Below are 22,845 nucleotides of genomic sequence, written 5' to 3'. Positions count from 1 at the left end.
CAAGATGAATTTTTCCAAGTTCTTCATTTCACGGCCGATCTTCGCAGCGGTGCTGTCGCTGTTGATCCTGATCGCCGGTGCAATCTCGCTGTTCCAACTGCCGATCAGCGAATACCCGGAGGTGGTGCCGCCGACCGTGGTAGTGCGCGCCAACTTCCCGGGTGCCAACCCCAAAGTCATCGGTGAAACCGTGGCCGCGCCGTTGGAGCAAGCCATCACTGGTGTCGAGAACATGCTGTACATGTCCTCGCAGTCCACCGCCGACGGCAAGCTGACCCTGACCATCACCTTCGCCCTGGGCACCGACCTGGACAACGCGCAGGTGCAGGTGCAAAACCGTGTGACGCGCACCCAGCCCAAGCTGCCGGAGGAAGTGACGCGCATCGGCATTACCGTGGACAAGGCCTCCCCCGACTTGACCATGGTGGTGCACTTGACCTCCCCGGATCAGCGTTATGACATGTTGTACCTGTCCAACTACGCGATCCTCAATATCAAGGATGAACTGGCCCGCCTGGGCGGCGTCGGCGACGTGCAGTTGTTCGGCATGGGCGACTACTCCCTGCGCGTGTGGCTGGACCCGAACAAGACCGCCTCACGCAACCTGACCGCCACCGATGTGGTTACGGCGATCCGCGAGCAGAACCGCCAGGTGGCAGCCGGTGCCCTGGGCGCCCAGCCTGCGCCGAGTGACACAAGCTTCCAGTTGTCGGTCAATACCCAGGGCCGCCTGGTCACCGAGGAAGAGTTCGAGAACATTGTGATTCGTGCCGGCGCCAACGGTGAAATCACGCGCCTCAAGGACATCGCCAGGGTCGAACTGGGCTCCAGCCAATACGCGCTGCGCTCGTTGATCGATAACCAGCCCGCCGTTGCGATTCCGATTTTCCAGCGTCCAGGCTCCAATGCCATCGACATCTCCAACGATGTACGCAGCAAAATGGCCGAGCTGAAAAAGAGCTTCCCGGCGGGCATGGATTATCGCATCGCCTATGACCCGACCATCTTTGTGCGCGGCTCCATCGAAGCGGTGGTGCATACCCTGTTTGAAGCACTGATCCTCGTGGTGCTGGTGGTGATTCTGTTCCTGCAGACCTGGCGCGCCTCGATCATTCCATTGGTGGCGGTGCCGGTATCCTTGATCGGTACCTTTGCGGTGATGCACCTGTTCGGGTTCTCGCTCAACGCCCTGTCATTGTTTGGCCTGGTGCTGGCCATCGGTATCGTGGTGGATGACGCCATCGTGGTGGTGGAAAACGTCGAGCGTAATATCGAGTTGGGGCTTGAGCCGTTCCCGGCGACCGAAAAAGCCATGAGTGAAGTGACCGGCCCCATCATCGCCACGGCGCTGGTGCTGTGTGCGGTGTTCATTCCGGCCGCCTTTATCAGTGGCTTGACCGGGCAGTTCTACAAGCAGTTCGCCTTGACCATCGCGATCTCAACCGTGATCTCGGCGTTCAACTCCCTGACCCTGTCCCCTGCCCTGGCCGCTGTGCTGCTGCGCGGTCACGACGCGCCGAAGGACCGTTTCTCCAAGTTCCTCGACAAGGTCTTCGGGGGCTGGCTGTTCCGTCCCTTCAACCGCTTTTTCGAAAAGGCCAGCCATGGCTACGTAGGCACCGTGCGCCGTGTGATTCGCGGCAGCGGTATTGCCTTGTTCGTCTACGCGGGTTTGATGGTGCTGACGTTCTTCGGCTTTGCCCACACGCCGACCGGTTTCGTACCGGCCCAGGACAAGCAATACCTGGTGGCCTTCGCCCAACTGCCCGACGCCGCGAGCCTGGACCGCACCGAAAACGTGATGAAGCGCATGTCGGAGATCGCCCTTAAACAACCTGGCGTGGAAGCTGCGATTGCCTTCCCGGGCCTGTCGATCAACGGGTTCACCAACAGCCCGAACAGCGGCATTGTGTTCGTGACCTTGAAGCCCTTTGATGAGCGCAAAGACCCAAGCATGTCTGCCGGTGCGATTGCCGGTGCACTGAACGGCCAATACGCCAATATCGAAGAAGCCTACATGGCGATCTTCCCGCCGCCGCCGGTACAAGGCCTGGGCACCATCGGCGGGTTCCGCCTGCAGATCGAAGACCGTGGCAACCTCGGCTATGACGAGCTGTACAAAGAAGTGCAGAACGTGATTGCCAAGAGCCACGGCGTGCCTGAACTGTTCGGCCTGTTCACCAGCTACACCGTAAACGTGCCGCAAGTCGACGCCGCCATCGACCGCGAAAAGGCCAAGACCCACGGCGTGGCGATCAGCGACATCTTCGACACGCTGCAGGTCTACCTGGGTTCGCTGTATGCCAACGACTTCAACCGCTTTGGGCGTACCTACCAGGTCAACGTGCAGGCCGAGCAACAGTTCCGCCAGGACTCCGACCAGATCGGCCAACTGAAAGTGCGTAACAACAAAGGCGAAATGATCCCGCTGGCGACCTTTATCAAGGTCAGCGACACCTCGGGCCCGGACCGCGTCATGCACTACAACGGTTTCATCACCGCAGAAATCAACGGCAACGCCGCGCCGGGCTACAGCTCGGGCCAGGCTCAGGCCGCGATTGAAAAACTGCTTAAAGATGAACTGCCCAACGGCATGACCTACGAGTGGACCGACCTGACCTATCAGCAAATCCTCTCGGGCAATACCGCGCTGTTCGTGTTCCCGCTCTGCGTACTGCTGGCGTTCCTGGTGCTCGCCGCCCAATACGAAAGCTGGAGCCTGCCGCTGGCGGTGATCCTGATCGTACCGATGACGCTGCTGTCGGCCATTACCGGGGTAATCATCTCGGGCGGCGACAACAACATCTTCACCCAGATCGGCCTGATCGTACTGGTGGGCCTGGCGTGCAAGAACGCGATTCTGATCGTCGAGTTCGCCAAGGATAAACAGCAGGAAGGCCTCGACCCGCTCGCCGCAGTACTGGAAGCCTGCCGCCTGCGTCTGCGGCCGATCCTGATGACCTCGTTCGCGTTCATCATGGGTGTGGTGCCGTTGGTGCTCTCCAGCGGTGCCGGCGCCGAGATGCGCCATGCCATGGGCGTGGCGGTGTTCTCCGGGATGATCGGTGTGACCTTCTTCGGTCTGTTGCTGACACCAGTGTTCTACGTACTGATCCGTCGCTATGTCGAGCGCAGTGAAGCGCGCAAAGCGGCCAAGGCCTTGAAGCTGGAGACACAGCAATGAGTGTGAAAGTATTCCTGCCGAGCCTGTTGGTGCTGGCGCTCGCCGCCTGTGCCGTAGGCCCGGACTACAAGACCCAGCAACTGGAGGCGGCCAATATCACGGCCGCCGCCGACACCAAGAGCTACGACCACGCCAAATACGAAGGCATCTGGTGGCAGCAGTTCGACGACCCGACCCTCAACCAACTGGTGACCCAGTCCCTGAGCGGCAACCGCGACCTGCGCGTGGCCTTCGCCCGTCTGCGGGCGGCACAGGCCATCCGTGATGATGCGGCCAACGACATCATGCCGGTGGTCACCTCCCGCGCCAGCAGCGATGTGGGCAAAGGCCAGATTCCCGGCCAGACCACCAAACGCGTCAACAGCGAGCGCTACGACCTGGGCCTGGACATGGCCTGGGAAGTGGATTTGTTCGGACGTATCCGCCGCAACCTGGAAGCCAGTGACGCCGACCAACAGGTGGCCGAAGCCGACCTGTACCAGCTGCAAGTCACCATGATTGCCGAGCTGGTGGATGCCTACGGCCAACTGCGCGGTGCGCAACTGCGCGAACGTATTGCCCTGGACAACCTGAAGAACCAGCAGGAGTCGCGCACCATCACCGTCAGCCTGCGCGATGCCGGCGTAGGGGACCAGCTCGACGTGGAGCGCGCCGACGCCCGCCTGGCAGCAGTGGAAGCCAGCGTGCCGCAACTGCAGGCCGAACAAGTGCGCGAGCGCAACCGCATCGCCACCCTCCTCGGCCAGCGCCCCGACAAGCTGAGCGTGGACCTGAGCCCGAAAGACCTGCCAGCGATTGCCAAGGCGTTGCCGATTGGCGACCCTGGCCAACTGCTGCAACGACGCCCGGACATCCTCAGCGCCGAACGCAAACTGGCCGCCGCCACCGCACGTATCGGCGTGGCCAAGGCCGACCTGTTCCCACGGGTGAGCCTCAGCGGTTTCCTCGGCTTCACCGCCGGGCGCGGTTCGCAGATCGGCTCGGCCGCCGCGAATGCCTGGTCTCTAGGGCCGAGCATCACTTGGGCCGCGTTTGACCTGGGCAGCGTACGCGCGCGTTTGCGTGGCGCGAATGCCGAAGCCGATGGCGCACTGGCGACCTATGAACAGCAAGTGTTGCTGGCATTGGAAGAGTCTGAAAACGCCTTCAGCGACTACGGCAAGCGCCAGCAACGTTTGGTCTCGCTGATCCGTCAAAGCGAATCCAGCCGCGCCGCCGCCGACCTTGCGGCGATCCGCTACCGCGAAGGCACCGTGGACTTCCTGGTCCTGCTCGACGCCCAGCGCGAACGCCTGGCCGCCGAAGACGCCCAGGCCCAGGCCGAAGTCGACCTGTATCGCGGCATCGTCGCAATCTACAAGGCCCTTGGGGGTGGTTGGCAGCCGGATACAGTGGTGGCTAGCAGCAAGTGATGTAAAGAGCTCCTTTGGTTGGTCGCATCCAGCCAATTTTTAGCCCTGCGATCCATTCGGTCGCGGGGCTTTTTTTTAGCCTGGCATTAGCGGATCAAGCAATTTGGCATACATGTAATACTTATCTGAAAGAAGTTTCCCAAATATTTAAACAGGTTAAATATCTGTCGCAAGGGGTCGATAGCAGGGAGAACCTTTCATCCTATAAGGAGACGAGCATGGATATGAGAGTGATGATACCCAGTACGTTTTCTAAACAGACAGATGCTTTTATCATCAAAAACCCAGGAAAAACGACTAACACATTTACTTTTACTGAAGAATCCAAAGCCGCTGATGAGCTGCGAATGTGGCAGCAAAGGGAGCTTTCCGATCTGAAGCAGTTTTTAAAGGGCTATGACATGACATCTATTAGTACTGACGAGCTAAAGGTGGTCGGAAGGCGGTTGTACGAAAGCAATATCATTGATGCAAGCGCTTTCGGCATATTCACATTTGGAGATGGTGCATTTGATGCCAACGGAAAACAAACAAACACACAGGTAAAATTCAACGCAATCGCTCTATTCAACGAGAAGCTGGATGACTACCTTGACTTTGTTAAAAGCAACCCTAGCGTGGGCCGTTCGCAAGGCATTCCTGAATACATAAAAGGAATGGTGGATGCTAATCGCGCAATTAATGCGTTGGCGTACTTCTCGAACTCCTCGAAAAATGATCTGTCGGTCGAAGAGCGTGCCTGATCCCGACTCAGAAACCCAAATCGAAGTGTGCCAGAACCTCTGGCACACCTTATTTATCTATGGGTCAGCGACTCAAGCGAAGGGCGCTGTCAGTTATTTCCTAATCCCGCCTGTAACGCCACTTTCACGCAAGTCAGGTGCCGTCCTGGCCGCCCATTCTAAAAAGAACCTTTTTTAAAATACCAAGTGCTCTTGCACATAGGCCTTGAACGCCTGGTCACGTGCCGGCTGATGCGTGGGCGGGCGCTCGGGAAGCACGGTACCGGGAGGCTGCTGCATTAATCGATAAACTCCGATCAGCTTCTTGGAGCCCTGGTCCATCGCGTAGATCAACCCTGGCGCGGGGGCGATCGCAGCGCGTTCGCTGGCGATTCTTATGGGTACCTGATCGGTGATCGGTAATTCCCCAAAAGCCGCCTGCGCGGCTTCAATTATCGCGCGGTTCTGCTTGAACAAGTTGGGGTCCGTCTTGAGCTGAGAAAGTAGGGCAACACTGGTCATCGTGGATTCCCCGTTGAGACTGCCGGCGCGGGAGCCAAACATGTTGATGCCTGTCTTGCTCACCAGATCTGGTGCATCTTGACCTGGCAGGACCAACACTGCAGGGTCGGTATGCCCGTTGGCCAGGTTGAGCAAGCCTGCCGCATTTTCTTCATCTGTTCTCAACCGCGTGAGGTAGGCGAGATCAAGCGTACCTCGGCTCACAGGGCCTGGCAGGTGGTCGAGTTCATGAATCAACGCGTTGCTCATAGCGCCTTCGTGGGAGCCGAAATGCTGGTAATAGCGCTTGGCACCATCGATGTTGACCTCCATGAATTTCCCCGTCTTATCGACCTTGAAATCTTCCGGGATGACCTGCGCCACCCATCGTTGGTCCCGGGAGCGCATGAACCTTATATTTCTGGTAGTCAGCGCTTGAGCGTTGGTCTTGAGCCGTGAAAGGCGAGATGTCATCAGTTTTCGCGCCTGAACAGGTGTCATGCCCTGGAAGCTCTTGAGCACAAAGTCCACGTCTTCAGTCAGCGCAGGGTCTGCTAGCGCTTTAAGTGCATCGTCCACCTTGGACACCATCAGCGGCTGCGAACGCTCGATGAGCTCCTTGACCTCTGCGCGTGTGGCTATCGGCCCTGGCTTGACCTTGCCTTCGTTCGGTTGCGTCGCCACCGGGTGCTCTTCCTGCGGCTTTTCTGTGCTTTTTAGCGAGTCGCGGCGCATTTGCCGAACGCGCCCGACCCGCTGTTCTTCGAGTTGCGCTTTCCAAGCGGCGCGCACCACGCTCTGGGACTTCTCTCCAAGCCGAAACAGGCGGCTTCCTACCCACTTGGCGACTTTGAGCAGAGGTTCAGAGAGGCCGGCGAATGGATTGAGCAAACCGTTGGTGACTGTCCCCACCGCCCGGGTAGCCGCCGCCAGCCTGGAAAAGCCGGCTTGCGCCTTATCGAACGCTGCAGCCCCCTCCGCTGCACCTCCTGCGACGACAGTAATGGCTACCGCAACGTCGGTGGCGCACCCTGTCAACGCTCTCAGGTCTTTTTTAACGTGCCCGGAGACAATGTCGTCGTAGCAAGCCTTGAAGGGAATCAATGTATTTACAAGTGTTTTACTGACCCGTTTGACCCGATCATCGAAACGCTCCGAGGCCGTTTGCCCCATTGCGGTAGTGAGGAGTTGTTCGGGATCCAGCACCAGATTGCGTTTGGCTACGTAGTCAGCAATCGCATTGGCCCGCTCCGAAAAAAAACCAAGCGGTGCCAGCGTTTGTGAAGATGTCGCCGCCGGCAGTGTTTCGCGCAATGCCCTGATCTGTACCTCGGATGCCCCCGCCCGTGGACCGTCCACGTGGGACTTCATACGGGTCACCCACAACCGCGCGACGATTGCCTCGCCTTTGTCCAACATCGCCTTGAAGTCGTGCCGTTCGACATAGGTCCCGCTCATGGGAAAAAACTCATAACACTTGGCATCTTTGCCCTGCCCGACGCCGATCAGGAAGCCATAGCGCCCCCTCACCGCCTGGAGTTGCTCATCGGCATCTGTTATGGAAGTACCTGCGCCATTAATGGACTCGGCCTCGACTCGATAAAAGGTCAGTTCCTGAGTGGCCAGTGCCTGCCGGTCCGCGTAGGGCATTTTGCTGAGAATGTCTTTCAGGCCCGTGGAGACGGCCTTTTGAAAACGCTCGGTATCACCCTTGACAGCCTCGGCAAGGGACTGCCCGGAATGTTTCAACCTCGTGAAGTGCACCCGCAGGGAAGCCAGCCTGGGGTCATATTCATCTTTGAACAACGTGGCGCCAGTCATATCCACAAGCCTGGTCGAGGCAAATTCACCGTACTTGAGATTGCCGCTCATGTGCAGGTCAACCAGGCTTTCCTTAAAGCCGAGACTGCGCTGCAACCAGGGTAACCCGGGCACCATATTAGACAGCAACTGGGGAAACCGGTACGCCACGGTATGCATCGGCTCGTTCAGATCGTGCCCCGGAAGCACGCGTTCGAGGTCAGCCTGCGCTCGCGCTCGCCGGTCTTTTATCGGGGTGCTCAGTGTTACAAGCGCCTGATGAGAGCTCTCGATATAGTCGTTGTATTTTGTCGCCGCGACTTGCAGGTCTTGGGCGGTGTACTGATCGTCCGCTCGCCGAGCAATGACCCCGTGCATCGTTGCCCAATCAAGCAGCGGTTCTGTTTCGATGGCATGAAACAACACCACTTGCTCCGGCGTCAGGGCCTGGAGGATGGCGCGCTCCAGCACCTGATCATAGGTGAGGGTGCGGCTGGAGCCCTCTGCTGACTCCTCCAGCAACGCGACAGTTTTCCTGAGTACCACCCAGGCAGGAGAGCCGATGCGCAACGTATCCGGCGTGTCTGGCAGCACAAACTCTGGAGCGACACTGGCCAGCATGATATGCACAGTGGCATCCACCGCCTCGGGCCGCACGCGCCCATTGCGCACCAGATGCGCCTTCAAGTCGCCCTTGACTTCTGCCAGGGTACGCCCGGCGTTAGCCGGTGAGTACAGGTCATAACCTGCGATATGGTTTCTACGCTGCCCCAGCTCGGGGTCGATGCTCAACATCAGGGCAGTCAGCAGCAGTTGGTTGCGCTGGTCGTTTGAAAACCCGGCAGGATCACGCCCAATCGCAGCCAGCAATGTGTTCTGCCGATAGCGATTGAGCGGTGCATGGCTACTCAGATGCCGAGTGATCTGATCATCCATGTTTTGCGTGGTCACGTTCATGCTGGTGAGGATGCCGTCGCCGACATAGGTTCTTAACGCCTCGACCAAGCGTTGGCGTTCGTCAAGGCTCAGGCTTGGGTGGCCTGGCTCGGGTGCCTGCGCAGATGCCCAGGTGTAGTTGCCCAAGGCAGGGCTCGATGGTAGCCCAAGACGCTGCCAATTGATCAGGTTACGCACCTGCGCGGCCGTTCGCGGCAGGTTTTCACCACTCAGCCCTGGAAAACGTTGTTGCAGAAACGCCAGCGCGGTGGTGTCTTTGTCGACGGCGCCAGGACGGGGTGCCAGGTTAAACCGCAGGTTCGCCAGGTCGACGAAGGCATAGTCAGCCTTATCGAGCACACTGCGCTCCAACACGGTCAACCAGGCTTGCCGGTCAATCGCGTCCGCCTCGGCTTGAGTGAGTCTGTGTTGCGCGGGATCCGACCCGGCAACCCACGATGACGAGACCTCAGGGGGGGTAACAAAAGGTGGGGGACCGAAACGCGCTGAAGAGAGAAGAGGTATTGCTGCAGGAACTTTTGATAACACGTCCATGACCCAGCGTTCAATAAGGGTTTCCAGACTGAGAGAAGGTCTGCGCTGGCTCCATAGGAAAAAGACGAGGCGCAAGCCAGACCTTTCGCTACGCTAATTGCCGCCGATTCAACTCGCGTCGCGCAGAATCAGGCTGCGCAAGTGCCCCGGATTGGACCCGGACCACTTGCGGAACGCCTTGTAGAACGAACTGGTATCGGCAAACCCCAACCGCGACGCAATCTCGGCAAAACTGATCTGCGGTTCGGCCAGCCACACAATCGCCAGCTCCTTGCGTACACCGTCTTTGAGGCCCTGATAAGTCTGCCCCTCCTCTGCCAGGCGGCGGCGCAGTGTGGAAGCGGAAATGCACAAGCTGGCCGCAAGGCCCTCGGTTTCAGGCCAGGTATGGGGCGGCATCTGGCGCAGGTCGTGCTTGATGCGGGTGGCGAGGCTTTCGGGATCGCGGTATTTGACCAGGATGTTGGCCGGCGCACGGGCAAGGAAGCGCTTGAGTTCTTCCGGACTGCGCTTGATCGGCAGGTCGAGACAATCGGCTGAAAAAATCATGCGTGTGCGTGGTCGGTCAAAGCGCAGGTTGTCAGAAAACATCACCCGGTAATCGTCACAGAAGTCCGGCTGCGCGCAACGCAGTTCAATGGCGAGGATCGGGATGCGCCGCCCCGCCAGCCAGCAGGCGACGCCGTGGACGATCATCCAATAAGTGAAATAGGTAAAAGCGCGTTTTGGCTCATCAGGTTCGAGCAGGACAATCTCCGCCAGACTCTGTTGGCGAACCAGTTGGGCCGGCAGATGCTCCAGCATCAACGAGAGAAACCCCAAGCCGGTTTCCAGGCCGGCCGCCAGGCTGGGTTGCGCCATGGAGGCGCGACACAGGAACGCCAGGCTACCGGACTTGAGTGTGCGTGGGTCCATGCCAAAAAACTCATCGTCCCTGCGCCGCGCCAGCAAGCGCCACAGGCGTGCATAGGCCGTGGCCGCCACGCGAGCGTCGGGCTGCTCAAGCAACGCCGGGTCAATCCCGACTTTGCTCAATGCCTCAACGGTGGCCGCTCCCGGCGCGCAACTATGCAACAGCGCTTCGCGCACAAGGTGGATGGAGATAGTGTCTTTTTCCGACATGGGGCGTTGAACTGTCCGGCTGCAGTCTGGGTGGTCTGCATCATAAAGGCGGTTGCGCTTCGCCACCACCGTTCAGCCCACGTTCAGCAAAGGTCAATATTTCTTGTTTAGCAATGAGTATCATTATGTTACAACTTAGCTCCCTAACTAGTTGTGCCCGGGTGCCCGATGCTCGTTCCTTTTTTAATCATGCTGCGCGAAGGCATTGAAGCGGCATTAATCGTTGGCATTATCGCCAGTTACCTGCAACAGACCGGGCGTGGCCAGTGGATGCCTGCGGTGTGGATCGGCGTATTCCTTGCGGCCGCCTTGGCGCTGCTAGTGGGCGGCGGCCTGGAATTGGTCAGCGCGGAATTCCCGCAAAAGCAGCAGGAATTGTTTGAAGGTGTCGTCGGGCTGGTGGCCGTGGGCATCCTCAGTTCCATGGTGTTCTGGATGCGCAAAGTGGCGCGCTCGATTAAACACTCGCTGCATGAATCCCTCGACCATGCGTTGGCCGGCTCCAGGCACCAGGTGTTCGCCCTGATCGCCATGGTGTTTTTCGCCGTGGCCCGCGAAGGGCTGGAGACGGTGTTCTTCCTGTTGGCCGTGTTCCAGCAAAGCGAAGGTCCGGGCGCTCCGGTGGGCGCCCTGCTTGGCCTGGCCCTGGCCATTGTCGTGGGTTTGCTGATTTATTCCGGCAGCATGCGCCTGAACCTCAGTGCGTTTTTCCGCTGGACCGGCCTGTTCATCCTGGTGGTCGCGGCCGGCATTCTCGCCAATTCGGTGCAAGCCCTGCATGAAGCCGGCGTGTGGAATCACTGGCAGACCGTGCTATTCGACTTCAGCGCTGCGTTGCCCATGGACAGCCCGCTCGGTTCGGTACTGGCCGGTATGTTCGGTTACCAGGAGGCGCCGACCGTGAGCACCCTGGGCGCCTATCTGATTTACCTGGTGGTGGCCCTGGTGATGTTCTTCCTGCCCTCGGCCACCTCCCAGCCCGTTGCCAACACTTCTTCCGTTTCCAACCAGTAAGGACCGTCTCTTGTCCAACCCAACCCCTCAATCGGCCCCGCCGTCCCGCGCCCTGCGCTGGGGCGTGGCCGGCTCGGTGGTGGTGATGATCGCCGCCGGAGGCCTGTTCTACTACGCCTCGCAATTGGCCGCCGGCAAGCGCCAGACCAACCACAATGAAATCGCGGTGACCATCCACGGCCACGCCTGCGAACCCAACGCCCTGACGGTACCAGCCGGGCATGCCAGCTTTCGCATCATCAACCGCTCCGACCGCGCGGTGGAGTGGGAAATCCTCGACGGCGTGCTGGTGGTCGAAGAGCGGGAAAACATCGCCCCAGGCCTGAGCCAAGTGATCAACGCCAACCTGCTGCCCGGCGACTACGCCATTACCTGTGGCCTGCTGAGCAACCCTCGCGGCACCTTGCATGTCACGCCCACGGCAGAGTCTGACGCCCAGGCCAAGGCCAAGCCGCCGATGGTGGCCTTTATCGGCCCGTTGTCGGAGTTTCGCGTGTACCTGAGCAGCCAAGGCGGTGCGCTGGTCAAGGCCGTAACGGTCCTGCAACAGGCCATCGCCGCCGGCGACCTGGCCCAGGCCCAGGCGCTGTATGTACCGGCGCGCGAGGCGTATCAGCGCCTGGCGCCGGCGTCTCAGCGTCTGGCCGAATTGGATAACGCGATCAATGCCCGCGCCGATTATTTTGAAAAGCGCGAGCAGGACCCCGCCTTCAGCGGCTTCCACCGCCTCGAATACAGCCTGTTCCAGCAACACAGCCTTGATGGCCTCGCGCCGGTCACCCAACGCCTGGTCACCGACGTCACCACGCTCAAGCAGCAATTACTGGCCCAGTCCCTGCCCCCGGAGCAACTGGTGAGCATCGTGGTCCGCAACCTCAACAGCCTGGCGGACGTGCGGGCGGCGAGCGGTGAAGAGGAACGCTACAGCCACATCGACTTGAACGGCTTTGCCGCCAATCAGCAGGTCGCGCGCAAGGTGGTCGACCTGATGCGTCCGTTGCTGGTCAAGTCCGCCGCCGACCTGTTGCCCGCTATCGACAGCGCGCTCAACGCCTTCGACAGCGAACTCGACGGGCTCAAGGTGAATGACCGCTACCCCAGCTACGACAAGGTTACAGCTGATCAGCGCAAGCAGATCGGCGACAAGGCCAAGGCACTGGCCGTTGCACTCGATGGAATCGACCCAGCCCTTGGCCTTTCCGGCCTGCAGTGAAGACGACCGCATACATGAGTGATACAGAACAGTTTGACCTCCAACGTCGCCGCGTCCTGTTGGGCATGGCGGCCACCGGCGCTGCGATTGCCGGCGGCAGCCTGACCTGCCCGGCGATGGCGGCAGCGGCTGAGCAAGTCACCACCGCACCGCGCAGTGACAAGACCCAGGACCACCAGGCGTTTTTCGGCAAGCACCAAAGCGGCATCGTCACCCCGCGCCCGGCCTGCGGCATGGTCGTGGCGTTCGATGTACTGGCCAGCGACCGCCAAGACCTGGAACGTCTGTTCCGCACCCTCAACGAGCGCATCGCATTCCTGATGACCGGCGGCACCGTGCCCCAGGTCGACCCGAAATTGCCGCCCACCGATTCCGGCATCCTTGGCCCTGTGGTCACACCGGATAACCTGACCATTACAGTATCGGTCGGTGAGTCGTTGTTCGACGAACGCTTCGGCCTTGCCGCCGCCAAGCCCAAGCGCCTGAGTCGCATGGTCGGCTTTCCCAACGATGCACTGGAACCGGCGCAGTGTCACGGCGACCTGAGCCTGCAGTTCAGCTCCAACACCCCAGACACCAACATCCACGCGCTGCGCGACATCGTCAAAAACCTGCCCGACCTGCTGCTGGTGCGCTGGAAGCAAGAAGGCAGCGTGCCGCCCCAGGCACCGGCCAAGCCCGGCGAACCGGCACAGAGTGCGCGCAACTTCCTGGGCTTTCGCGATGGCTCGGCCAACCCCAACTCCAACGATGACAAGGCCATGGACCAGATCGTCTGGGTACAGCCCACCAGCGACGAGCCGGCCTGGGCCGCCCATGGCAGTTACCAGGCCGTGCGCATCATCCGTAACTTTGTCGAGCGCTGGGATCGCACCCCGCTGCAAGAACAGGAAAGCATCATCGGCCGTATCAAACCCACGGGCGCGCCCATGGACGGCCAGCACGAAACCCAGGTCCCGGACTACCGCAAGGACCCGCAAGGCAAGTTGACCAAGCTTGATGCTCACATCCGCCTGGCCAACCCGCGTACCCCGCAGACCCAGGCCAACCTGATCCTGCGGCGGCCGTTCAACTACTCCAACGGCGTCAACAAAAACGGTCAACTGGACATGGGCTTGTTGTTCATCTGCTACCAGGCTGACCTGGAGAAAGGCTTTATCAGCGTGCAAACCCGGCTCAACGGCGAACCGCTGGAGGAGTACCTCAAGCCAGTGGGTGGCGGGTATTTCTTTACCTTGCCGGGGGTCACCGGGCCCAAGGATTTCATCGGACGCACGCTGCTCGCCGCAACGCACCCTCACCCCCCTGCCAAGACCTAAAACACCCCACAGCGGAATGTCTCCCATGAAGAAGTCGTCTATCGCGTTGTTGTTACTCAGCCTCTCGCCACTGGCAAGCTTCGCCGCTACTGCGCCGTTGGACCTGGTGGGCCCGGTGTCGGATTACAAAATCTACGTCACCGAAGAAATCGCGGAGCTGGTCACCCAGACCCAGGCGTTTACTGACGCCATCAATAAAGGCGACCTGGCCACCGCCAAGAAGCTCTACGCGCCGACTCGCGTGCACTATGAGTCCATCGAGCCGATCGCCGAGCTGTTCAGCGACCTCGACGCGTCCATCGACTCACGCGTCGACGATCACGAGAAAGGCGTGAAGGCCGAAGACTTCACCGGTTTCCACCGCATCGAGTACAGCCTGTTCTCCGAGAACACCACCCAGGGCCTCGCCGCCCTGGCCGATAAACTCAACAAGGACGTGCTGGACCTGAAAACCCGGGTTGACGGCCTGACCTTCCCGCCGGAAAAAGTCGTCGGCGGCGCCGCAGCGCTGCTTGAGGAAGTCGCCGCCACCAAGATTTCCGGTGAGGAAGACCGCTACAGCCATACCGACCTGTACGACTTCCAAGGCAACATCGACGGTGCAAAGAAAATCGTCGACCTGTTCCGTGGCCAGATCGACCACCAAGACAAGGCATTTTTGGCCAAGGTCGATAAAAACTTCGCCGCCGTGGACAAGATCCTGGCCAAATACAAGACCTCGGATGGCGGCTTCGAGACCTACGACAAAGTCAAGGAAAACGACCGTAGGGCTTTAGTGGGCCCGGTCAATACACTGGCGGAAGATTTGTCCACTCTGCGTGGGAAGTTGGGACTCAACTGATCGAAAGCGCCCCCCGTACGTGACACGGCGAGGGCGCTGCCTGAAGTATTTCAGGTCGTCATGCGGGCAGTGCTTTAAACCCGTCCAGCGGCGTGCCGGTCGGTAACCCGGTCTTCGGATGGGTCGCGTACCAACGTCCATCGGTCTGTACCGCGTACACCGGTATCGAATGATTGTGTCCGTTATGAATAGCAGGCTGAACCGCCTGCTCCTGGACATTGTGCGGCGCCTGCAACTGGTTTGATACACCCAGGCAAGTGCGCAGTTTTTCTTCCACCACGCCAAGCTTTAAAAGCACTGAGGGGTTCGATGCCCTGCCTAACGCTTTAGGCAGCGCGACGAGCCCTTTCCCTCCAGCGGCCATCAAATCTGCCGCGCCATCCAGTGGGTTCAAGAAGCCACTGACCACCTCAACCCCCTTTTCCAGTACGCGAAACGCCTTGACGCCGAAGGGAGCCACAGCTTTTGTGGACTTGACGAGCGGTTTCAAGGTTCCAAATGCCCCACCTGCGAATGCCCCGGCGGTGTCGATGATCAGCCCGCGCATCCCTTCAACGATGTTGCCTTTGGTCAGGTCAATGACGGCCCCGACAAACGGGATCATGCTCAACAAAATACTGTCGTTGCGTCGCAATATTTCGCGCTTTTGTTCCAGCGGCAACATGCCATGCGCGACCTTCAGCACGCTGGCACGATGATGGATAAAATTGCCCTGCATGATCCGATCGACAATTGACCGGGTGCGGGGCGACGAAAAACTGTTAGGCACCTGGTTGGATGCCTCGCCCTGTACAGAGACCGGCGTAGCGTGCAGGGTCTCGCCCAGCTTATCAATAATGACACCTGGCGAGGTCACACCGGGCCTGGGCAAGGCATTGGAGCTGTAAGCGGCAAAATCAAATGGTTCCACCGCGCCCAGCCGCACGGGGAGCGCTGACACCGCCCAAGGCCCATACGTCTTCGGCACCGTTTGAAAGGTCCCCCCGAGGGCCAAATCACGCGGCAGGTCTTCGCGCTTGACGATCAACAGCTTGTCCGGGAACACCTCGAAGTAGCTGATTACCCCGTTGTAATTACAGCGTATCAGCGTGCCCTTTCGCCCTCTGCGCTCCTCCACCTGCTCCGGTGTTACATCTATCTCCGGCACGCTATCGGTTGCCTCGCGCAAGGCAAACAGGTCCACGTCCCCCCACTCCAAGGCTTGGCGATCAGCCAACGGCAGTTGGGCGATCATGCGTCTTGTGGCGATGTTCAAACCCTGCTTGAGTTTGTCCAGGTAGGCATCGACTTCACCGGGCAACTGGGCCTGCACATCCGGTAAATGGGCGATCCTGGCGTTCAACGCTTGCACGTTGGCATCAACGGCTGCCTGGTCGGATGCACTCAGCCGCGGTATGACAAATGGAGAGGTGCGCCGGGCTGGTTGTGGCGGCTGCTCCCCGGGCGCCAGCAGCATCCACCGGTCCCTTGTAAGGTCGCCGGTCATGTACGTCTCGATCAGCGTACGCGTTCTCGGCTCGGACAGCTTCATGTTGCGGCGTTCATCCGGGTCTGCGATGTATACCCGCATAGCTTTCAACTGTTCCGCGCTCAGGCCCGGAAATACTGTCTGCAAGTTCCTGATCGCCGAGTCTTCTCGTATAGGCAGCGGCAGGTTGAACTGCTCCAACGCATAAACGAGTTGCTCGCACTCCTCATTGAAAGCCGTGATGGCCTGCAGATGGTGCTGCTGTGTGTAGCGGCCATCCACTGGCTTTTCATAAAGCCCGCGCATCAAGCCCCAATCGAGTAACACGTCGATCCCATAATTATCCAATACCGCCGCTTCGCCCGGCGTACTGGTGCTCAGCCGGCTGAGCCCCATAATTTCGGTATAGCTCATGCGCCGCGAGCAACCAGGCCCACCTTGACGCTCGGCAAACGTGACCCCCAGGCGAAAGTCGGCCCATTCCACCGAGCCTATCCGCATCGTGGAAGGGATATCCCGGACCAGAAACTCGGGCGCGCTACTGGCCAACAACAGATGCGCGGCCAGCGGTACCGTCTTTGGATCGAGCAAGGTGTTCTGAGCCAGTTGGGTCTCGATTTCAGCGCGTACCGACGCCATCGTCCGTCCACTGTTGGCGGGCTGATAGATGTCATAACCGGCAACGTTTCCAGGGCGCCGAGGCATCTCGGGGTCGATCTGCAGCAGAGCCGCCGTGAGTTCCCACTGCTTGGCTTCGAGGGTCGATAAGTCATAAGTACCGGACGTGCCCTGAAAATACAGACTGCGAGCAGCGGCCTTGCCCCAGTTCAGGGCTGACGGTTGGTCAAGGATCCGCTCCAGTATCTTGTCGGCGTTGGCACGCACCTCCTGCGGGGTGTGCTCATCGAGTACGCCTTGAAAATCCAAGGCGCGCAATAGACTCGGTTCGCTGCGGCTGATGGCATCGTCGCGCATGAACTGAGCTACCAAACGTTTGTCATTTTCAGACAACATGCCCGGTGCCCATGGTCGTGCAAGCAATTGCGCGTAATTACCCAGCGCGGGGGCAGGCGCCACCGCAGCTTGCAACCAGCGAATGACATTGCGCACTTCCTTCGCGGTCTTGGGTACGAGGAAGCCGTGAGAAATCAGTACATCACGCACGGCTGCCTTGTCGGCACCGTCTGTGGCAAGCACCGACGTGGCGCCGATCGGCGTCTGCGCATCGGCCAGCGACACCTCTTCGTCGTCGGGTCGATTGCGAACCAGATCAGCCAGGCAACCTGCCAGGTATTGACGCTCGTCCAGCCGGTCGATGGTTTTTCTTGCCGCAAGGCTGCTGCCCTGCAGCCGGCCTTTTGTCTCGGTTGACCAACCGGACCATTCCTCCGCCAACAGATGTCCGCGCACCAACGCCAACTCATCGGCATTCTTTGGCGGGGTGATGTCATGCCACTGCAAGACAGCATTGCGAGAAAACCGGTCGGACTGTTCCGGCACATAAGCCACCCCATTACCCGCCCTATCCAGCGCCGTGGCAGCGGCGCGCAATCGGGCCCCGACCTGCCACCAGCCAGAATCGTCGTTCAGAGTGAACGTCTTTCGCGTTCCCACGCGACCGCTTAAGACCAGCCCTGTGATCGAATCCGGTTTTACCACCACGGTGTCCAGGGCCATGCCTTTGCTCCTGATCCACGCCTTGACTTCATCAGTATTGAACGCACTGCGCAAAGCGGCAAAGCCTGCGTAGAAAGTGCTGTCGGTGGGGATCTGGACGAGAGAATCCCACGCGTGGCGCGTGGCTGATGTCGCCAGCTCGTTACGCAGGCGCTGATCACCCTCGCTCGACGCCAAGGGCACAGGTTGCAGCGTCCATCGTCGGGGACTATCTACAGCAGGATTTGAGGCTGCTTCGCGCTTGCTGCGAACAACGGGATCGGGGAAGGCGTTTGCCGCCGGGCTCACAGAATGTAGCGGCGGCGTAAACGCAAGGGTGTCGCGACTAGGGCTGATACTCGACATGTCTGTTTTCCTCTGAACCAATCAAGGGCAGAGTTCTCGTCCTAAGAACCGTCGAGAAGTAACGTAGCAACCAACGCAAGCTATGCGAGTAGGTAAACTCCTAAGGCGGTGAAAACAGTCCTACAGAATACGGTACAGCAACCGCTCGATGCGCACTCGACTGACCCGGCGCAGGAACTTGCCCACCGCGGGCGGATAATCCACCAGCGTTTGCAACTGTTGGTAGCCCTCGATACGGGTTACGTGCTGGAAGATCTGGGCCAACTCGGTACGCCGCGGCGCTAGCCACTGCCCTTGTGGATCGTCGATCAGCAAGCCGTTTTCCAAATCGAGGCGAAACGCCCGAGGGTTGAGGTTGTTGCCGGTGAGCAAGGTGTAGCGCTCATCCACCCACATGCCCTTTAGATGGTAGGTGTTATCGCCGTCGCGCCATAAGTGCAGGTTCAACTGGCCGCTGTTGATCATCGGCTGGTGCCGCTTGGCAAAGCGTCGCAGGCTGATCTCGTACAGGTACGGCAACGCCGCAATCACCTTGAAGGGTTCAGTGGGCGGAATATAGAAGTCGTTGGCGGTCTTGTCGCCCACCACGATGTCGATCTTCACACCGCGTGCCAGGGCACGGTTGATCTCGCGGGTCACCGGCAATGGCAGGTTGAAATACGGCGTGCAGATGGTCAGTCGCTGCTGGGCGCTGGCGATCAATTCGAGGATTACCCGGCTCAACGGGTTGTTCTTGCCGACGCCCAGCAATGGGCTGACCGACAGATGGCCGTTGGGCAACTGCCCGGCCGTAGTGTCGTAGGCCGCATGCTTGAGACGGCTGCGCAGGTCGCCGATATCGTTGCGCAGGCTGCGAGTGGTGGGCGGGTTCGGCAGGTCCAGGCGATGCACGGCCTTGGACGCCACCAGGCCGTGCTCCACCAGGTGCTGCATCGAATCGGCCAAGGGTTGGCTATGGATCAGATGGTAACGGTCGAAGCGGTATTTATCGAACTTGTGCAGGTACACATTGTTCAGGCTGGCGCCGCTGTACAGCACGCTGTCATCGATCACGAAACCCTTGAGGTGCAACACGCCAAACAGCTCGCGGGTTTGCACCGGCACGCCGTACACCGGTACTTCGGTGGCGTGGCGCTGGGTCATCGCCTGGTACCAGGCGCTGTTGCCCGGTTGCTTGCCCGCGCCGATCAACCCGCGCTGGGCGCGCAGCCAATCAACCATCACCACGATGTCCAGTTCGGGCCGTGCGGCCTTGGCGGCATGTAGCGCGTCGTAGATTTCCTGCCCCGCCTCATCCTGCTGCAAGTACAAGGCAACGATGTAGATACGCCGCGTGGCCTGGGCGATTTTCTCCAACAAGCAGCGACGGTAGGCGTCGGTGCTGGGCAGCACCTCAATGGCCTCGTTGGACAACGGGAAACCGCGCAGCTTGGGCAACAGGGAGCGTTTGAAGAACGACGGCATAGGGCTCGCAATGGGTCGAATCCGAAGAGGCCCAAAGCTTACACCATGAGGCTGCTCAGGTCTCGCAGTGGGCAATTCAAAAAACCAGTTGACCATGAAGAACGATCGTTCTACTGTGCGAAACATGAACGATATCACTCAGAATGAAACCCGCGACATCATCCTCGACGTCACCGAGAAATTGATCTATCGCCACGGCATTGCTGCCACCGGCATGGACTTACTGGTGAAAACCGCCGGTGTGTCGAGAAAGAGTATCTACCGCTACTTCGCCAACAAGGATGAGTTGGTGATTGCTGCCCTTCAACGCCGCGACGAGCGCTGGATGCAGTGGCTGCGCAGCGAAGTGGAACGCAGCGATGACAGCGGCGAGCGCCTGCTGGAGCTGTTCAGCGCGCTCAAGCGCTGGTTCGGCTCGGCGGACTTTCGCGGCTGCGCCTTTATCAACACCAGCGGTGAAACCGGCGACGCCCAGGACCCGGTGCGCCTGTTGGCCAAGGCCCATAAACGCAAACTGTTCGAGTACGCACTTGAACTGTGCCAAGCACATGGCACTCCCGACCCGGAGCAGCAGGCCGCGCAACTGCTGATCCTGATCGATGGTGCCATTACCGTCGCCCTGGTCATGGGTGATTCAACAGCTGCCGATAATGCGCAATGCATGGCGCGGACCTTACTGCAACGTTGAACTCACAGCCCAGGCAACTTTCGACCCAACCTTAATTACTTTGAGGAGCCGCCCATGTCAGCCCAAGAAGAAGTCCGTCCACCCCTGCCGCCGTTTACCCGCGATTCGGCCATCGAAAAAGTCCGCCTGGCCGAAGACGGCTGGAACTCCCGCGACCCACAACGCGTGTCTCTGGCCTACACCCTGGATACGAACTGGCGTAACCGCGCCGAATTTGCCCATAACCGCGAAGAAGCCAAGCAGTTCCTGAGCCGCAAATGGGCCAAGGAGCTGGATTATCGACTGATCAAGGAGTTGTGGGCCTTCACCGATAACCGCATCGCCGTGCGCTACGCCTATGAATGGCACGATGATTCGGGTAACTGGTTTCGCTCGTACGGCAATGAGAACTGGGAGTTCGATGAGAACGGCTTGATGGCCAACCGCTTTGCCTGCATCAACGATATGCCAATCAAGGAAAGCGAACGCAAGTTCCATTGGCCGCTGGGGCGGCGCCCGGATGAGCATCCGGGCCTGTCAGAACTGGGGCTATAACCCCGACTCTGCAGACCGAATGAGATCCAATGTGGGAGCTGGCTCGCCTGCGAAAGCGGTCGTGCAGTAACAGATTCAGCGCCTGACACACCGCCTTCGCAGGCAAGCCAGCTCCCACACTTGGATCGCGGGGCATCAATTAGATCAGCGTCTGCTGTCAGCGCCCTCCCACACGTTTAGTCCTGATTCAGCCAGACCTACGGCAACGAAAACTGGGAATTCGACGAGAACGGCTTGATCGCCAACCACTTTGCCTGCATCAACGATATGCCGATCAAAGAGAGCGAGCGCAAATTCCATTGGCCGCTGGGCAGAGCCCGGATGAGCATCCGGGCCTGTCAGAACTGGGGCTATAACCCCGATTCTGCAGACCGAATGAGATCCAATGTGGGAGCTGGCTTGCCTGCGAAAGCGGTCGTGCAGTAACAGATTCAGCGCCTGACACACCGCCTTCGCAGGCAAGCCAGCGCCCACACTTGGATCGCGGGGCATCAATTGGATCAACGTCTGCTAACAGCCCCCACATTTCTAGTCCTGATTCAGCCCAACCCGATACAACACGCCGTCATCCTCATCGGTCAGCACATACAGAAAGCCATCCGGCCCCTGCCGCACATCGCGAATTCGCGCTTTCAATTCGCCCAACAAGCGTTCTTCGTGGATCACCTTGTCCCCCTCGAACTGCAACCGAATCAGCTCTTGGCTGGCCAGCGCGCCGATAAACAGGTTGTGCTGCCATGCCTTGAATCGGTCGGCGTCGTAGAACGCCATGCCACTGATGCCCGGCGATTTCTCCCAGACATGATGGGGCGCCACTGTCCCCTCTGCCGTTTTGCCCTTGGCTTCCGGAATCGGCAGCAGGGAATAGTTGATGCCATGGGTTGCCAACGGCCAACCGTAGTTCTTGCCACGCTCGATGATATTGACTTCGTCGCCGCCACGGGGCCCGTGTTCATGTTCCCAGATCGTGCCGCTCCAGGGGTTCAGGGCCAGCCCCTGAGGGTTACGCTGCCCGTAGGACCAGATCTCCGGACGCACGCCGGGTTGACCGACAAAGGGGTTGTCATCCGGCACGCGCCCATCCGGGTAGATGCGCACCACTTTACCTTGCAGCTTGTCCAGGTCCTGGGCCGTGGGGCGGTCGTTGTTCTCCCCCAGGGTCACGAACAGGTAGCCATCACGGTCGAAGGCCAGGCGCGAGCCGAAGTGGTTGCCAGTAGACAGCTTGGGCTCCTGGCGCAGGATCACTTTGAATTCCTCCAAGCCGCTCAAGTCGGCCGCCAAACGCCCACGCCCGACGGCTGTGCCGGCCTTGCCACCCTCGCCGCCGCCTTCGGCATACGACAGGTACACCAGGCGGTCTTGCTTGAAGTCTGGCGACAGCACCACATCCAGCAACCCACCCTGCCCTTTGGCCCATACCTGCGGCACGCCCTTCAAGGGCGCAGACAGTTTGCCGTCCGGGCTCACAAAACGCAGGTTTCCAGGCAGTTCGGTCACCAGGAAACCTTGCTGGTCCGGCAAAAACGCCAGTGCCCACGGATGGTCAAGGCCCTTGGCAACCGGCGTGGCGGTGATGCTGCCTTGCTCGCTGGGGAACTGTTGGCTATCGGCGGCATACGCCGCGCTCAACGGCAGTAAAGCGCTGGCGCACAGGGCGGCTAGCAGGGTTTTACGTACAAACATAAGGCGAAATCCTTAGCGGCGATTGCCGTTGGCATCATAGGTGGGCGCTTTGGGTGCGGTGGCTGGTCGGCTGGGGGCCGCCTCCTGCTTGGGGTAGCGGTTGCCGATGCCGCCGTTTTCCAGCGTCGGCCGCGGGTTTGCCGGGACAGGCTGGATACTGCGAACCGCCGGTGCATTGGGCTGGGTGCCCTGCATGCTATTGGGGTTGGCCCGGTGAATAGGGCCGTAGTCGCTACGCCCTGGCAGGTTTTGCGCCTGGGCCAATGGCGCAAGGGCCAGGCCCAGCGCCAATGCTGCAAGATGACGTACACAACGGTTCATGGCCAAACCTCTCTATGCCAAGTACTACGTGCTTTCGATAACA

At 59.8% G+C, this 22,845-nt stretch carries 15 protein-coding genes and 1 pseudogene; 10 read left to right on the top strand and 6 right to left on the bottom strand.

Annotated features, from left to right (window positions below; translation table 11 throughout):
- Positions 1-4: 4 nt before the first annotated feature.
- Genes CLM72_RS13415 through CLM72_RS13405 form a run of 3 tightly spaced genes read left to right on the top strand, consistent with a single transcriptional unit; the run spans position 5 to position 5,339 of the window.
- The gene (locus CLM72_RS13415) at positions 5-3,184 is read left to right on the top strand and encodes an efflux RND transporter permease subunit (RefSeq protein WP_034127367.1); all 3,180 of its coding nucleotides are present in this window, start codon (positions 5-7) and stop codon (positions 3,182-3,184) included.
- Positions 3,181-4,596, top strand: a complete 1,416-nt coding sequence (locus tag CLM72_RS13410; protein ID WP_105226769.1) for an efflux transporter outer membrane subunit — start codon at positions 3,181-3,183, stop codon at positions 4,594-4,596. The genes CLM72_RS13415 and CLM72_RS13410 overlap by 4 nt, the downstream gene beginning before the upstream one ends.
- 14 nt (positions 4,597-4,610) lie before the next feature.
- A complete protein-coding gene (locus tag CLM72_RS13405) occupies positions 4,611-5,339 on the top strand; it encodes a hypothetical protein (RefSeq protein ID WP_256595396.1) in 729 nt (242 codons plus the stop codon).
- A gap of 174 nt (positions 5,340-5,513) precedes the next feature.
- Here CLM72_RS13405 and CLM72_RS13400 read toward each other — a convergent pair whose 3' ends face one another.
- The gene (locus tag CLM72_RS13400) at positions 5,514-8,915 is read right to left on the bottom strand and encodes a hypothetical protein (RefSeq protein WP_146120459.1); all 3,402 of its coding nucleotides are present in this window, start codon (positions 8,913-8,915) and stop codon (positions 5,514-5,516) included.
- A 303-nt stretch (positions 8,916-9,218) separates the two neighbouring features.
- Positions 9,219-10,232: an AraC family transcriptional regulator gene (locus CLM72_RS13395; protein ID WP_054895923.1), complete on the bottom strand. Its 1,014-nt coding sequence runs from the start codon at positions 10,230-10,232 to the stop codon at positions 9,219-9,221.
- 168 nt (positions 10,233-10,400) lie between these two features.
- Between CLM72_RS13395 and efeU the strand changes: the two genes are divergently transcribed.
- From efeU to efeO (CLM72_RS13375), 4 genes are read left to right on the top strand one after another with little or no spacing between them, the layout of a single operon-like run.
- Positions 10,401-11,246 (top strand): iron uptake transporter permease EfeU, encoded by an 846-nt coding sequence (gene efeU / locus CLM72_RS13390; RefSeq protein WP_105226766.1) that lies wholly within the window; start codon positions 10,401-10,403, stop codon positions 11,244-11,246.
- A gap of 10 nt (positions 11,247-11,256) precedes the next feature.
- Positions 11,257-12,459: an iron uptake system protein EfeO gene (gene efeO / locus CLM72_RS13385; protein ID WP_105226765.1), complete on the top strand. Its 1,203-nt coding sequence runs from the start codon at positions 11,257-11,259 to the stop codon at positions 12,457-12,459.
- A 14-nt stretch (positions 12,460-12,473) separates the two neighbouring features.
- Positions 12,474-13,778 (top strand): iron uptake transporter deferrochelatase/peroxidase subunit, encoded by a 1,305-nt coding sequence (gene efeB / locus CLM72_RS13380; RefSeq protein WP_105229133.1) that lies wholly within the window; start codon positions 12,474-12,476, stop codon positions 13,776-13,778.
- Between the two features lie 25 nt (positions 13,779-13,803).
- Entirely contained in the window at positions 13,804-14,619 is an 816-nt protein-coding gene (gene efeO, locus CLM72_RS13375; protein WP_105226764.1) for an iron uptake system protein EfeO, read from the top strand.
- A 58-nt stretch (positions 14,620-14,677) separates the two neighbouring features.
- On the opposite strand, the gene CLM72_RS13370 is transcribed toward efeO (CLM72_RS13375), so the two are convergent.
- Together CLM72_RS13370 and pssA are read right to left on the bottom strand one after the other, a co-directional pair.
- Positions 14,678-18,109 carry a hypothetical protein gene (locus CLM72_RS13370; RefSeq protein ID WP_146120458.1) on the bottom strand — a complete coding sequence of 1,144 codons (3,432 nt, stop codon included), beginning with the start codon at positions 18,107-18,109 and terminating at the stop codon, positions 14,678-14,680.
- 120 nt (positions 18,110-18,229) lie between these two features.
- Positions 18,230-19,573, bottom strand: coding sequence for a CDP-diacylglycerol--serine O-phosphatidyltransferase (gene pssA, locus CLM72_RS13365; RefSeq protein WP_105226762.1), 1,344 nt, complete (start codon positions 19,571-19,573; stop codon positions 18,230-18,232).
- 124 nt (positions 19,574-19,697) lie between these two features.
- Between pssA and CLM72_RS13360 the strand changes: the two genes are divergently transcribed.
- From CLM72_RS13360 to CLM72_RS13350, 3 genes and pseudogenes are all read left to right on the top strand, one after another.
- Entirely contained in the window at positions 19,698-20,261 is a 564-nt protein-coding gene (locus tag CLM72_RS13360) for a TetR/AcrR family transcriptional regulator (protein WP_105226761.1), read from the top strand.
- A 54-nt stretch (positions 20,262-20,315) separates the two neighbouring features.
- Positions 20,316-20,795: a nuclear transport factor 2 family protein gene (locus tag CLM72_RS13355; protein WP_060764364.1), complete on the top strand. Its 480-nt coding sequence runs from the start codon at positions 20,316-20,318 to the stop codon at positions 20,793-20,795.
- A 192-nt stretch (positions 20,796-20,987) separates the two neighbouring features.
- A pseudogene (locus CLM72_RS13350) lies at positions 20,988-21,151 on the top strand (DUF1348 family protein); the annotation flags it as partial.
- A 172-nt stretch (positions 21,152-21,323) separates the two neighbouring features.
- On the opposite strand, the gene CLM72_RS13345 reads toward CLM72_RS13350, so the two are convergent.
- On the bottom strand, positions 21,324-22,481 hold the full coding sequence (locus CLM72_RS13345) for a PQQ-dependent sugar dehydrogenase (protein WP_105226760.1): 1,158 nt from the start codon (positions 22,479-22,481) through the stop codon (positions 21,324-21,326).
- Positions 22,482-22,493: 12 nt separating this feature from the next.
- Complete coding sequence (locus CLM72_RS13340) at positions 22,494-22,802, bottom strand: hypothetical protein (RefSeq protein ID WP_105226759.1); 309 nt, start codon at positions 22,800-22,802, stop codon at positions 22,494-22,496.
- Positions 22,803-22,845 lie beyond the last annotated feature (43 nt).

This window comes from Pseudomonas sp. MYb193, assembly GCF_002966775.1.
Lineage (GTDB): Bacteria > Pseudomonadota > Gammaproteobacteria > Pseudomonadales > Pseudomonadaceae > Aquipseudomonas > Aquipseudomonas paracarnis.
Note: the sequence above shows the minus strand (reverse complement) of the source record. Positions and strands in the feature narration are given on the sequence as shown.